Here is a 13,103-nt window from a genome sequence, read left to right on the forward strand (position 1 = left end):
AAGCTAAGGATCGCGTCAACGTCGCGACAAGGTTCAGCGTCGCGACCCGATGACGCGACGCGAAGAACCTAGGTGCGCCGGGAAGTCTGGTCGGCATGTGCTCTGCCCTGCCCGCCCGACCGGAGGTCGTCTCTCGTGACCGCGCCCGCCCCCCACGACAACCGCAAGGTTCTCGGCCGCCTCTCGCTGCCTGAGCGGAACTTCATCGCGGAGGCGCTGCGCGCCGAGACCGTCGGCGGTGTGCTGCTGCTCGTCGCCGCGGTCTCCGCACTGATCTGGGCCAACACGGCCGGCGGCTCCTACGAGTCCGTACGGGGCTTCCACATCGGCCCCGGATCGCTCGGTCTCGACCTGTCCATCCAGCACTGGGCGGCCGACGGACTGCTCGCCGTCTTCTTCTTCGTGGCGGGCATCGAGCTCAAGCGCGAGCTGGTGGCGGGCGATCTGCGCGACCCCAAGGCCGCCGCGCTGCCCGTCGTCGCGGCGCTCTGCGGCATGGCCGTGCCGGCGCTCGTGTACTTCCTGACCAACACCGTGGGCGGCGGCTCGCTCGACGGCTGGGCCGTACCGACCGCCACCGACATCGCCTTCGCGCTCGCCGTCCTCGCGGTCATCGGCACCGCGCTGCCGTCCGCGCTGCGCGCCTTCCTGCTCACCCTCGCCGTCGTCGACGACCTCTTCGCGATCCTCATCATCGCGGTCTTCTTCACCAGTGACCTCAACTTCGCGGCGCTCGGCGGCGCCGTACTCGGCCTCGCGGTCTTCTGGCTCCTGCTCAGGAAGCGGGTGCGCGGCTGGTACATCTACGTGCCGCTGGCGCTCGCCATCTGGGGCCTGATGTACAACAGCGGCATCCACGCCACCATCGCGGGCGTCGCCATGGGCCTGATGCTGCGCTGCCACAAGGAGGACGAGAGCGAGGAGCACTCCCCCGGCGAGCACGTCGAACATCTCGTACGGCCCCTCTCCGCAGGCCTGGCCGTGCCGCTGTTCGCGCTGTTCAGCGCGGGTGTGGTCGTCTCGGGCGGGGCTCTTGGCGATGTGTTCACCAGGCCGGAGACGCTCGGCGTGGTGCTCGGTCTGGTGGTCGGCAAGGCGGTCGGCATCTTCGGCGGCACCTGGCTCGCGGCCCACTTCACCAAGGCCGAGCTGAACGAGGACCTGGCCTGGCCCGACGTGTTCGCGGTCGCCTCCCTGGCCGGCATCGGCTTCACCGTCTCGCTGCTCATCGGCGAACTCGCCTTCACCGAGGACCCGCTGCTCACGGACGAGATCAAGGCGGCCGTCCTGACGGGCTCGCTGATCGCGGCGGTGTTCTCCGGGATTCTGCTGAAGATGCGCAACACCAAGTACCGCAAGCTGTGCGAGGACGAGGAGCGCGACGACGACCTCGACGGCATCCCCGACATCTACGAAATGGACAAACCGGACTACCACCTGCGGATGGCCGCCATCTATGAGAAGAAAGCCGCGGAGCATCGCAGGCTTGCCGAAGTCTCGGGTGGGGAACGCAAGGACGGCAACGGTCCGGCATGATCTGAGCAGACATATCCAGAAGAGATCAGAAGAGAAAAAGGGGAGAACGCGATGAGCTCACCCGACGGCCCCGTCGGCGCCGAGCGCAGCCTCGGCCAACTGGTCGCCACGGCGACCGGCGAGATGTCCGCGCTGGTGCACGACGAGATCGCCCTGGCCAAGGCCCAGCTGCGACAGGACGTCAAGCGCGGTGCGGTCGGCGGCGGAGCCTTCGCCGCGGCCGGCGCGGTCCTCATCTTCTCGCTGCCGATGCTGAGCTTCGCGCTCGCCTACGGCATCCGCACCTGGAGCGACTGGAACCTCGCGATCTGCTTCGTGCTGTCCTTCGCCGCCAATGTGCTGGTGGCCGGGGTGCTCGCGCTGATCGGCGTCGTCTTCGCGAAGAAGGCCAAGAAGGGCAAGGGCCCGCAGAAGGTCGCCGCATCGGCCAAACAGACGGCTGCCGTACTGGGGAACGTCAAGCCGCATCCCCGCCCGGTGAGCCCTGCGGGTGCCGTCGAGGTCCGAGTCGGTGAGACGGGAGCGACTGTGGCACGCTCGTCCTCATGACGGACCCCGCCGCCCCATCGGCCCAACCCCCCGGCTCAGTCGTACGCATCGAGGGGCCCTGGACCCACCGGGACGTTGCCGCGAACGGGGCACGCTTCCACATCGCCGAGATGGGCGACGGGCCGCTGGTCCTTCTCCTGCACGGCTTCCCCCAGTTCTGGTGGTCGTGGCGGCACCAGCTGGTGGCGCTCGCCGACGCGGGCTTCCGGGCCGTCGCGATGGACCTGCGGGGCGTGGGCGGCAGCGACCGCACGCCCCGCGGTTACGACCCGGCGAACCTCGCGCTCGACATCACGGGCGTCGTACGTTCCCTCGGCGAGCCGGACGCCGCGATCGTCGGACACGACCTGGGCGGATACCTGGCGTGGACCGCGGCCGTGATGCGGCCCAAACTGGTGCGCCGCCTCGCCGTCTCCTCGATGCCGCATCCGCGGCGCTGGCGCTCGGCGATGCTGTCGGACCGCAAGCAGACGGCCGCGGCCTCGTACGTGTGGGGCTTCCAGCGGCCGTGGGTGCCGGAGCGTCAACTGATCGCCGACGACGCGGCCCTGGTGGGGCGTCTGGTGCGGGACTGGTCCGGGCCGGGACTGCCCGACGACGACGCGGTGGAGACGTACCGGCGGGCCATGCGCATCCCCTCGACGGCGCACTGCTCGATCGAGCCGTACCGCTGGATGGTGCGGTCGATGGCGCGTCCCGACGGCATCCAGTTCAACCGGCGCATGAAGCGTCCGGTGCGGGTGCCGACGCTGCATCTGCACGGATCCCTTGACCCCGTGATGCGCACGAGGAGCGCGGCGGGATCCGGTGAGTACGTCGAAGCGCCGTACCGCTGGCGGCTGTTCGACGGCCTCGGGCACTTCCCGCACGAGGAGGACCCGGTGGCGTTCTCGACGGAGCTGGTGAACTGGCTGAAGGACCCCGAGCCCGACCGGTGAGGTTGGGGCGGGCGCCGCTTCCCGGCGACTCGTGGGCTTTCCAGGGGCTCGTGGATGCTTGGCCGGGAGCCTTGAGGGAACACCTGTCCTACGAACGCCAATTGCCTCGCGCATAGGCCAATTGGGTCCCCTGGGCGCGGTTACCGACCATGAGGCCCGGGCACACGTCGGGGTATGGGCTGGACGCACGACTACAGTGACGTAGCACGCAATCGCCGCTCGGCCACAGCGCTGAACAGCCGCGAGAGGGGCGGGCCACAGGAGCAGGACCATCACGGCCCCCCTCAAGAGATGGGCATTCCCCACATTCTCCGCCGCAGGGCCCGCTGGGTCTCCGCGCGGCTCCGCCACACGCGCGACTGACCCCGCCGCCCTCCGGGCCCGACGACCGCCGCTCTAGAGCGCGCAGCCCTGGCTGTCGACCTCTTGGTTCGCGGTGCGGCCCCGCTCGATGTCCTCGCGCACCTCGTCCGCCGTCAGCGCATAGCCGGTGTCCGGATCGTCGAGGGACTTCGCGAAGACCACGCCGTAGACCTTGCCGTCGGGCGTGAGCAGCGGGCCGCCGGAGTTGCCCTGGCGGACGGTCGCGTAGAGCGAGTACACATCGCGGTGCACGGTGCCGCGGTGGTAGATGTCCGGGCCGTTGGCCGTGATGCGCCCCCGCACGCGTGCGGGCCGGACGTCGTAGGGGCCGTCCTCGGGGAAGCCCGCGACGATGGCTCCGGCGCCGCTGGGCGCGTCCTTGGGCGTGAACTGCAGGGGCGGTGCCTTCAGCGCGGGCACGTCCAGGACGGCGATGTCGCGCTCCCAGTCGTAGAGGACGACCTTCGCGTCGTACGTCTGGTTCTGATCGCCTATCTGGACGGTCGGCTCGTCCACGCCGCCGACCACGTGGGCGTTGGTCATCACGCGGCGGTCCGCGAAGACGAAACCGGTGCCTTCGAGGACCTTGCCGCAGGAGCGGGCCTCACCGCGGACCTTCACGATGGAGCGCATGGCCTTCGTGGCCACCTTGCTCTTGGCGAGCTTGGGGTCCGGGGGCTGGACCTCCTTGATGGGCTCGTTCGAGAACGGACTGAAGACCTGCGGGAAGCCGTTCTGCGCGAGGACCGAGGAGAAGTCGGCGAACCAGGTGTCGGCCTGGCCCGGCAGGGTGCGGGAGACGCCGAGCAGGACCTTGGAGTTGCGCACTTCCTTGCCGAGGGTCGGCAGCGTCGTGCCCGCGAGGGCGGAGCCGATCAGCCAGGCGACGAGGAGCATCGCCACGACGTTGACCAGCGCGCCGCCGGTCGCGTCGAGGGCACGGGCGGGCTGCCAGGTGATGTATCTGCGCAGCTTGTTGCCGAGATGAGTGGTGAAGGCCTGGCCGATCGACGCACAGACGATCACGATGACGACCGCCACCACCGCCGCGGTCGTACTCACCGTGGCCGCGTCGTCGTCCGTGAGGGCGTCCCAGACGATCGGCAGGAGATAGACGGCGACGAGACCGCCGCCCAGGAATCCGATCACCGAGAGGATGCCGACCACGAAGCCCTGGCGGTACCCCACGATCGCGAACCACACGGCGGCGAGCAGCAGCAGGACGTCCAGCACGTTCACCGATTCAATCCTCGCCTCGCATCGCGGTCGCCCGTTCCACGCAACCTTGTCATGCGCGCCAGTCGAGCGGGACCTGCCTCCTGCGGTCCCAAGGGCGCTCCCAGCCCGCGAAGTGCAGGATTCTATCGATCACGCCGGCCGTAAAGCCCCAGACCAGGGCGGACTCGACGAGGAAAGCGGGGCCGTGATGGCCGCTGGGGTGGACCGCCGTCGCCCGGTTCGCCGGGTCCGTGAGATCGGCCACGGGGACCGTGAAGACCCGGGCGGTCTCGTTCGGATCGACGACGCCCACCGGGGTCGGGGTGCGCCACCAGCCGAGCACGGGCGTCACGACGAAGTCGCTCACCGGGATGAAGAGGCGGGGCAGCTCGGCGAAGAGCTGGACGCCGTGGGGGTCGAGCCCGGTCTCCTCCTCGGCCTCGCGCAGAGCGGCGCGCAGCGGCCCCTCACCCTGCGGGTCGCCGTCCTCGGGGTCGAGGGCGCCGCCGGGGAAGGAGGGCTGCCCCGCGTGCGAACGGAGGGATCCGGCACGCTCCATCAGGAGCATCTCGGGACCCTTCTCGCCCTCTCCGAAGAGGACGAGTACGGCGGACTGGCGCCCGGCGCCGCTCTCCGGAGGCAGGAAGCGGCTCAGCTGGAGCGGCTTGACGGTCCGGGCGGCGTGGACGACCGGGTCGAGCCAGGAGGGCAGGCCGACGGTGCTGAGCAGGGGATGACCGTCCTGATCTGTGGGTTGGGTGGGGAGGGGGGTGTGGGTGCTGCGGGTGTTGGTGCCGTGGGGGTCGGTGCTGTGAGTGTCGGTGCTGTGGGTGTTGGTGCTGTGGGTGTTGGTGCTGTGGGTGTTGTTCGCGGCGTTGTTGGTGCTCGCCGTGTTCGCCGTGTTCTTGGTGCTCGCCGTGTCCGTCGTATCGCTCGCGTGCGTCATCGGCACCCCCGTCCGTCTCTGGACAACGCTCTTTCCTCTCGGGTTCGTTCCGTCCGCCGTCCGTGTCACCCGGCGGCGAGCGGCGGCGCCGGCTTGCCCGGGTAGTCCGACGGGGGCTTGAGGCGCTGGCCGGGGAAGCCGCCCATCTCGTACTTCAGCAGCTTCTTCGCCTTCTCCGGATCGGTCTCGCCCTCCCCGTACGACGGGCAGAGCGGGGCGATCGGGCAGGCGCCGCATGCGGGCTTGCGGGAGTGGCAGATGCGGCGGCCGTGGAAGATCACGCGGTGCGAGAGCATCGTCCACTCGCTCTTCGGGAAGAGCGCGGCGATCGCCGCCTCGACCTTCACCGGGTCGGTCTCCTCGGTCCACTTCCAGCGGCGGACCAGACGGCCGAAGTGGGTGTCCACGGTGATGCCGGGCACTCCGAAGGCGTTGCCCAGAACGACGAACGCGGTCTTGCGGCCCACTCCGGGCAGCTTGACGAGGTCGTCGAGACGGCCCGGCACCTCACCCCCGAAGTCGTCCCGCAGCGCCTTGGCCAGACCCATGATCGACTTGGCCTTCGCCCGGAAGAAGCCGGTCGGCCTGATCAGCTCCTCGACCTCCTCGGGGGCGGCCGCGGCCAGGTCCTCCGGAGTCGGGTACTTGGCGAAGAGCCGCGGGGTCGTCTGGTTCACGCGCAGGTCGGTGGTCTGGGCGGAGAGCACCGTGGCGACCAGGAGCTCGAACGGGTTCTCGAAGTCCAGCTCGGGGTGTGCGTACGAGTACACGTCCGCGAGCTCGCGGTTGATCCGCCGGGCGCGGCGGACCAGGGCCGCGTGGGACTCCGTCCGGGTGCCGGCGGTTGCGGGCTTCTCGACCGGGGAGGGGGTGTTCTTGGTGGGCGCCTTCTTGGCCGGTGCCTTCTTGGCGGCCGTCTTCTTCGCAGGTGTCGTCTTGGCCGCGGCTTTCTTCGCGGGTGCCTTCTTGGCGGCCATCTTCTTCGCCGTAGCCTTCTCGGGCGGGGGCGTCGTCGTCGCGGGCGTCGTCTTCTTTGCGTTCACAGGGTCGACCTCTTCGCCGGGGACACCAGGGGAGCTGTCCTTTTTGTCGCATTCTCAGGGGTGCCGGACGCATGTTCGCCCACAGCGGAATAACGGGGTGCGGTCACCCGCTCAGCCCCCTCGGCCTGCGCTCTCACCGGCTTTTTGGACACCCGGCCAGCCTAGAGCCCGACACTGACATCCGTCCCTGACCCCATGGATCGGCCCCCAATTGGCCCCCTCCCGCACAGCTTGCGACGCCGGTGCGGCAGACTTGTGACTGATCACACTGTTTGGACCGTCCAGCAAAACGGGGAACACGGTCCCCTGATATGACGGGGGAATCAAGATCCCCTGAGCAGGTCGACAAGGAGAGAACTCGTGGACGACGTTCTGCGGCGCGCCCCGCTCTTCGCGGCGCTCGATGACGAGCAGGCCGCGGAGCTCCGCGCCTCCATGAGTGAGGTGACGCTCGCGCGCGGGGATGCGCTTTTCCATGAGGGCGACCCCGGAGACCGCCTCTACGTGGTCACCGAGGGCAAGGTGAAGCTCCACCGCACCTCGCCCGACGGCCGGGAGAACATGCTCGCGGTGCTCGGCCCCGGCGAGCTCATCGGGGAGCTGTCGCTCTTCGACCCGGGCCCGCGGACCGCCACGGCGTCCGCCCTCACCGAGGTCAAGCTGCTCGGCCTCGGCCACGGCGACCTCCAGCCCTGGCTGAATGCCCGGCCCGAGGTGGCCGCCGCGCTGCTGCGCGCCGTCGCCCGACGCCTTCGTAAGACCAATGACCAGATGTCCGACCTGGTCTTCTCCGACGTGCCCGGCCGTGTGGCCCGTGCGCTTCTCGACCTGTCCCGCCGCTTCGGTGTGCAGTCCGAAGAGGGCATCCACGTCGTGCACGACCTCACGCAGGAAGAGCTCGCCCAGCTGGTCGGCGCCTCCCGCGAGACGGTCAACAAGGCCCTTGCGGACTTCGCCGGTCGCGGCTGGCTGCGGCTCGAGGCCCGCGCGGTGATCCTGCTGGACGTGGAGCGGCTGGCGAAGCGTTCGCGCTGACGCTGTGTCCGTACGGCCTGTCGGTATGACGTACCCGTACGTGGATGGGCCTCGCCTCTTCGGAGGCGGGGCCCATCGGCGTTTCCGGGAGGGGCTGAGGCCTCGGCCCGTCAGATCAGGCCGTGCTCCCGCAAGTAGTCCAGCTGCGCCCTGACCGAGAGCTCCGCGGCGGGCCACAGGGAGCGGTCCACGTCGGCGTACACGTGCGCGACGACGTCCGCGGCCTCGATGTGGCCGTTCTCCACGGCCGTCTCGACCTGGGCCAACCGGTTGGCGCGGTGCGCGAGGTAGAACTCGACGGCTCCCTGGGCGTCCTCCAGGACCGGACCGTGGCCCGGCAGGACCGTGTGCACGCCGTCGTCGACCGCCAGGGAGCGCAGCCGCCGCAGGGAGTCCAGGTAGTCGCCGAGGCGGCCGTCGGGGTGCGCCACGACCGTGGTGCCGCGGCCGAGGACCGTGTCGCCCGTCAGGACCGCCTGGTCGGCCGGAAGGTGGAAGCAGAGCGAGTCCGCGGTGTGGCCGGGGGTGGCGACGACGCGCATCTCCAGGCCACCGGTGGTGATCACGTCGCCGGGCGCCAGGCCCTCGTCGCCGAGCCGCAGGGCGGGGTCCAGGGCGCGGACGTGAGTGCGGGTCAGTTCGGCGAAGCGGGCCGCGCCCTCGGCGTGGTCGGGGTGGCCGTGGGTGAGGAGCGTCAGAGCGACGCGCTTGCCCGCCTTCTCGGCCGTCTCGATGACGTGGCTCAGGTGCGTGTCGTCCAGTGGGCCCGGATCGATGACCACCGCGAGCGGAGAGTCGGGCTCGGAGACGATCCAGGTGTTGGTGCCGTCCAGGGTCATCGCGGAGGGGTTGGGCGCGAGGACGTTGACCGCGCGGGTGGTGGCGGGGCCGCTGAGGACCCCGCCGCGGGGCTGGCCGGGGAGGGCGGCGGCATCGGTCATGCGGGGGTGACTCCTGTCTGGGCTGGAGGCGGGGGATGAGGACTAGGGGGCTGGGGGGCTGGGAGGGCTGGGGCAGGTGTTCTCGGGGCTGTGCGGGGCTGTGGAGCCTCTGGGGGTGTTCGGGCCGCTGTGGGGTGGTGCGGGCCCTTGCGGACTGCGGGTGCGGCGCCTGGGGCTCGTCTGGGGGTGCGGGGACGTGGGGGTACGTGCGTACTCGCCATCACTGCGCGCCACGCCTCAAGAACAAAGACGCCAGAGTGCGCTCAGTGCTCCGTGCGCACGTACCCCCACGTCCCCTCCTGTCTCGATCGCGGCCGACCGCCGTCCCGGGGTCGCTCCGGGTGGCGTCATTGGGGGGTGCTTGTCGCGATGCGCTTCGTGAACTCGTCGTGGCCCGGCCAGGACAGGATCAGTGCGTCACCCTCCAGACGCGCTTGGGCCAGGACCGGCGTCATGTCCCGGGACGGGGCCGCGGCCAGGGCGGCCAGGGGCGACGGATGCGCGGTCAGGGACCGCAGTGTCGCGATGGTGGGCGGCATCATCAGGAGTTCGCCCGCGTCGTAGCGGACCGCCGCCTCGGACGGGGTGATCCAGACCGTGCGGTCGGCCTCCGTGGAGGCGTTGCGGGTGCGCTGGCCCTCGGGCAGCGCGGCCACGAAGAAGAACGTGTCGTAGCGCTTGGGCTCGAACTCCGGGGTGATCCAGCGGGCCCACGCGGCGAGGAGGTCGCTGCGCAGATACAGGCCCCGGCGGTCCAGGAACTCCGCGAAGGAGAGGTCGCGGACCACCAGCGCCTCGCGCTCCGCCTCCCAGTCATCGCCCGTGGTGTCGCCGACGACCGTCTCCGGAGTCGGCCCCGCGAGCAGCACGCCCGCTTCCTCGTACGTCTCACGGACCGCCGCGCAGACGATCGCCTGGGCGGCGGTCCGTGAGACGCCCAGGCGGGCCGCCCAGGACTCCCGCCCGGGACCCGCCCAGCGCACCAGGTGGTCGTCGTCGCGCGGGTCGACCCCACCGCCCGGATACGCGTACGCGCCCCCGGCGAAGGCCATGGAGGCGCGTCTGCGCAGCATGTGTACTTGCGGCCCGCCGTTGTCCGGCCCGCCTCTGAGCAGCATGACGGTCGCGGCGCGGCGCGGGGTCGCCGGAGTCAGCTCGCCGCTCGCGAGGGCGCGGATGCGGTCGGGCCACTCCGGGGGGTACCACTGCCCATTTGCCATGGGCGGAGGCTATCCCCTGGCGAGCTGATGTTCGAGAGGCAACTACCGGTACCTACAGGGACCCCGGTACGCGAAACCGACGTCCCCGTAAGGCCAAAAACGGCTTACGCCTCCGTCAGCTCCACCTGGATCTCGACCTCGACCGGAGCGTCCAGCGGGAGCACGGTGACGCCCACGGCGCTGCGCGCGTGCACGCCCTTCTCGCCGAGGACCTCACCGAGGAGCTCGCTGGCGCCGTTGATCACGCCGGGCTGGCCCGTGAAGTCCGGGGCGGACGCGACGAAGCCGACGACCTTGACGACGCGCGCGACGCGGTCCAGGTCACCGGCGACCGACTTGACCGCGGCCAGCGCGTTCAGCGCGCAGGTGCGGGCCAGGTCCTTGGCCTCCTCGGGGGTGACCTCGGCACCGACCTTGCCGGTCACGGCGAGCTTGCCGTCCACCATCGGGAGCTGGCCCGCGGTGTAGACGTACACGCCGGACTGGACGGCCGGCTGGTAGGACGCCAGCGGCGGCACGACCTCGGGCAGCGTCAGGCCGAGCTCGGCGAGGCGGGCGTCGACTGCGCCGCTCATGCCTGCTTCTCCCGCTTCAGGTAGGCCACGAGCTGCTCGGGGTTGTTCGGCCCGGGCACGACCTGGACCAGCTCCCAGCCGTCCTCGCCCCAGGTGTCAAGAATCTGCTTCGTGGCGTGGACGAGCAGAGGCACGGTTGCGTATTCCCACTTGGTCATGTGGCCGACTGTAGTCGGTGTGACGGGTTGCTCAGGGTGGGCTCCTGCATGGTCCGGGCAGCGACTGGTTAGGCTCGGAAGGGTGAGCAGGCTCCAGGTCGTCAGCGGCAAGGGCGGTACCGGCAAGACCACGGTGGCCGCGGCCCTCGCGCTCGCCCTGGCGAGTGAGGGAAAACGCACCCTCCTCGTCGAGGTCGAGGGCAGGCAAGGCATCGCGCAGCTCTTCGAGACGGAGGCGCTGCCCTATGAGGAGCGGAAGATCGCCGTCGCTCCCGGGGGCGGGGAGGTGTACGCCCTAGCCATCGACCCCGAACTGGCACTCCTTGACTACCTCCAGATGTTCTACAAGCTGGGGGGCGCGGGACGGGCCCTGAAGAAGCTCGGGGCCATCGACTTCGCGACGACCGTCGCGCCGGGCCTGCGGGACGTCCTGCTGACCGGCAAGGCCTGCGAGGCGGTGCGCAGGAAGGACAAGAGCGGGCGCTACGCGTACGACTGCGTGGTGATGGACGCCCCGCCGACCGGGCGCATCACCCGCTTTTTGAACGTGAACGACGAGGTCGCCGGGCTCGCGAAAATAGGGCCCATACACAATCAGGCGCAGGCCGTGATGCGGGTCCTGAAGTCCACCGAGACGGCCGTGCACTTGGTGACTCTCCTGGAGGAGATGCCCGTCCAGGAGACGGCGGACGGCGTGGCCGAGCTGCGGGCGGCGCAACTGCCCGTGGGACGGCTCATCGTGAACATGGTGCGCCCCGCCCTGCTGAACGAGGCCTCGCTGAAGCTGGGCCTGGAGCAGGCGCCCCGTACGGCCGTCGCCAAGTCCCTGTCCACCGCCGGGCTCGGCGGTGCGCGGCGCGGCGGGGCCGCCGAGCGCCTGGTCGATCCGCTCCTGGAGCAGGCCGCCGAGTACGCCGAGCGGTTCGCCCTGGAGCGCGACCAGCGCGCTGTCCTCACGGAGTTCGGCCGGCCTCTGCACGAACTCCCGCTTCTCGCGGGCGGGATGGACCTCGCGGGTCTCTACGAGCTCGCCACGGAACTGCGGAAGCAAGGGATCGCATGACCAGGGAGCGCACGACCCGGACGACGACACGGACTCTGGAACCCGGCCTCGCGCTGGACGTGGACGCCCTGATCGACGACCCGGAGACCCGGATCGTGGTGTGCTGCGGCTCCGGCGGCGTCGGCAAGACGACCACGGCGGCCGCGATCGGGCTGCGCGCGGCGGAGCGGGGCCGCAAGACCGTCGTGCTCACCATCGACCCGGCGCGCAGGCTCGCGCAGTCCATGGGCATCGACTCGCTCGACAACGTGCCGCGCCGGGTCAAGGACATCGACGGCTCCGGCGAACTGCACGCCATGATGCTCGACATGAAGCGCACCTTCGACGAGATCGTCGAGGCGCACACGGACAAGGAACGCGCCAAGGCGATCCTCAACAACCCCTTCTACCAGTCGCTTTCGGCGGGCTTCGCGGGCACGCAGGAGTACATGGCGATGGAGAAGCTGGGGCAGTTGAGCTCCCGGGACGAGTGGGACCTGATCGTCGTCGACACGCCGCCCTCGCGTTCGGCCCTGGATTTCCTCGACGCCCCCAAGCGCCTCGGGTCCTTCCTGGACGGCAAGTTGATCCGCGTCCTGATGGCGCCGGCGAAGGTGGGCGGCCGGGCCGGGATGAAGTTCCTGAACGTCGGCATGTCGATGATGACGGGCGCCCTCGGCAAACTGCTCGGCGGGCAGTTGCTGCGTGACGTGCAGATGTTCGTGACGGCCATGGACAGCATGTTCGGCGGCTTCCGCACCCGGGCCGACGCGACGTACCGGCTGCTGCAGGCGCCCGGCACGGCGTTCCTCGTGGTGGCATCGCCGGAGCGGGACGCCCTGCGGGAGGCCGCGTACTTCGTGGAACGCCTCGCCGCGGACGACATGCCGCTGGCGGGCCTCGTACTGAACCGTGTGCACGGCAGCGGCGCCGCTCAGCTGTCGGCCGAGCGGGCCCTCGCCGCCGCGGAAAATCTTGAGGAACGCCGCATTGTGGATCAGGAGGACGGGAAGGTAGGAGTTCGTAACTCCCCCGAGACTCCCGCGACTTCAGAGAATCCCGCACCGTCCGAAGCCCCCGCGCATCCCGAGGACCCCGCCGCCACATCTGACACCGCGGAGAGCGGTGCACCTCACGAGCCCGGACCTCATGAGCCCAAGCCTGAACCTCATGAGCCCGAGCTCGAACCTCATGAGCCGGTGACCGACGCATGCGTCGAGCAGATGACCGCCGGTCTCCTGCGCCTGCACGCCGAGCGCATGCAGTTGCTCGTGCGGGAACAGCGCACGCGTGATCGTTTCACCGCGCTCCACCCCGAGGTCGCGGTGGCCGAAGTGGCCGCGCTTCCCGGTGATGTACATGACCTTGCGGGGCTACGGGCCGTGGGGGATCGGCTGGCGGGCTGACGCGACGCGGGGATCACCCGCATCGCTCGGACCCGGCCGTGGGGGTTTGCATCACCCCGCGGGGAGGGCGTCACCTGATGGCCTGTCGGGTGATGGTCTTTCGGAGGGCATCGCCTGATCGTCTGTCGGAGGG

14 protein-coding genes are annotated in these 13,103 nt (G+C 70.3%); 7 read left to right on the forward strand and 7 right to left on the reverse strand.

The features are described from left to right. The first annotated feature begins 135 nt into the window (after nucleotides 1-135). The 4 genes from nhaA (at nucleotide 136) to ACFVYL_RS19210 (ending at nucleotide 3,386) form a co-directional block, all read left to right on the forward strand. Nucleotides 136-1,536, forward strand: coding sequence for a Na+/H+ antiporter NhaA (nhaA, locus tag ACFVYL_RS19195; RefSeq protein WP_389717430.1), 1,401 nt, complete (start codon nucleotides 136-138; stop codon nucleotides 1,534-1,536). A 51-nt stretch (nucleotides 1,537-1,587) separates the two neighbouring features. Continuing rightward, nucleotides 1,588-2,085, forward strand: coding sequence for a phage holin family protein (locus ACFVYL_RS19200; protein ID WP_389717432.1), 498 nt, complete (start codon nucleotides 1,588-1,590; stop codon nucleotides 2,083-2,085). Beyond that, a complete protein-coding gene (locus ACFVYL_RS19205; RefSeq protein WP_389717433.1) occupies nucleotides 2,082-3,023 on the forward strand; it encodes an alpha/beta fold hydrolase in 942 nt (313 codons plus the stop codon). Before ACFVYL_RS19200 ends, ACFVYL_RS19205 begins: the two co-directional genes overlap by 4 nt. A gap of 174 nt (nucleotides 3,024-3,197) precedes the next feature. Further along, on the forward strand, nucleotides 3,198-3,386 hold the full coding sequence (locus ACFVYL_RS19210; protein ID WP_389717436.1) for a hypothetical protein: 189 nt from the start codon (nucleotides 3,198-3,200) through the stop codon (nucleotides 3,384-3,386). Nucleotides 3,387-3,419: 33 nt separating this feature from the next. Here ACFVYL_RS19210 and ACFVYL_RS19215 read toward each other — a convergent pair whose 3' ends face one another. The 3 genes from ACFVYL_RS19215 to nth all read right to left on the reverse strand — a co-directional run bounded on the left by ACFVYL_RS19215 (nucleotide 3,420) and on the right by nth (nucleotide 6,593). Then, nucleotides 3,420-4,625: a MarP family serine protease gene (locus ACFVYL_RS19215; protein ID WP_389717438.1), complete on the reverse strand. Its 1,206-nt coding sequence runs from the start codon at nucleotides 4,623-4,625 to the stop codon at nucleotides 3,420-3,422. A gap of 49 nt (nucleotides 4,626-4,674) precedes the next feature. Beyond that, nucleotides 4,675-5,334, reverse strand: coding sequence for an NUDIX hydrolase (locus tag ACFVYL_RS19220; protein WP_389717733.1), 660 nt, complete (start codon nucleotides 5,332-5,334; stop codon nucleotides 4,675-4,677). A 281-nt stretch (nucleotides 5,335-5,615) separates the two neighbouring features. Beyond that, nucleotides 5,616-6,593, reverse strand: coding sequence for an endonuclease III (gene nth, locus ACFVYL_RS19225; protein ID WP_389717440.1), 978 nt, complete (start codon nucleotides 6,591-6,593; stop codon nucleotides 5,616-5,618). A 360-nt stretch (nucleotides 6,594-6,953) separates the two neighbouring features. Here nth and ACFVYL_RS19230 point away from each other — a divergent pair, with 360 nt between their 5' ends. Next, on the forward strand, nucleotides 6,954-7,628 hold the full coding sequence (locus ACFVYL_RS19230) for a Crp/Fnr family transcriptional regulator (protein WP_016642758.1): 675 nt from the start codon (nucleotides 6,954-6,956) through the stop codon (nucleotides 7,626-7,628). A gap of 110 nt (nucleotides 7,629-7,738) precedes the next feature. Here ACFVYL_RS19230 and ACFVYL_RS19235 read toward each other — a convergent pair whose 3' ends face one another. From ACFVYL_RS19235 to ACFVYL_RS19250, 4 genes are all read right to left on the reverse strand, one after another. After that, on the reverse strand, nucleotides 7,739-8,569 hold the full coding sequence (locus ACFVYL_RS19235; RefSeq protein WP_389717442.1) for an MBL fold metallo-hydrolase: 831 nt from the start codon (nucleotides 8,567-8,569) through the stop codon (nucleotides 7,739-7,741). Between the two features lie 347 nt (nucleotides 8,570-8,916). After that, a complete protein-coding gene (locus ACFVYL_RS19240; RefSeq protein WP_389717445.1) occupies nucleotides 8,917-9,789 on the reverse strand; it encodes an NUDIX hydrolase in 873 nt (290 codons plus the stop codon). Between the two features lie 104 nt (nucleotides 9,790-9,893). Beyond that, nucleotides 9,894-10,364 (reverse strand): RidA family protein, encoded by a 471-nt coding sequence (locus ACFVYL_RS19245; protein WP_389717447.1) that lies wholly within the window; start codon nucleotides 10,362-10,364, stop codon nucleotides 9,894-9,896. Further along, on the reverse strand, nucleotides 10,361-10,522 hold the full coding sequence (locus tag ACFVYL_RS19250) for a DUF4177 domain-containing protein (RefSeq protein ID WP_003975360.1): 162 nt from the start codon (nucleotides 10,520-10,522) through the stop codon (nucleotides 10,361-10,363). The genes ACFVYL_RS19245 and ACFVYL_RS19250 overlap by 4 nt, the downstream gene beginning before the upstream one ends. An 82-nt stretch (nucleotides 10,523-10,604) precedes the next feature. Here ACFVYL_RS19250 and ACFVYL_RS19255 point away from each other — a divergent pair, with 82 nt between their 5' ends. Further along, nucleotides 10,605-11,585 (forward strand): ArsA-related P-loop ATPase, encoded by a 981-nt coding sequence (locus tag ACFVYL_RS19255; protein WP_389717450.1) that lies wholly within the window; start codon nucleotides 10,605-10,607, stop codon nucleotides 11,583-11,585. Beyond that, a complete protein-coding gene (locus ACFVYL_RS19260; RefSeq protein ID WP_389717453.1) occupies nucleotides 11,582-12,970 on the forward strand; it encodes an ArsA family ATPase in 1,389 nt (462 codons plus the stop codon). The genes ACFVYL_RS19255 and ACFVYL_RS19260 overlap by 4 nt, the downstream gene beginning before the upstream one ends. Nucleotides 12,971-13,103: the final 133 nt, after the last annotated feature.

Origin of the sequence: Streptomyces sp. NPDC058308 (genome assembly GCF_042880275.1) — a bacterium.
Lineage (GTDB): Bacteria > Actinomycetota > Actinomycetes > Streptomycetales > Streptomycetaceae > Streptomyces.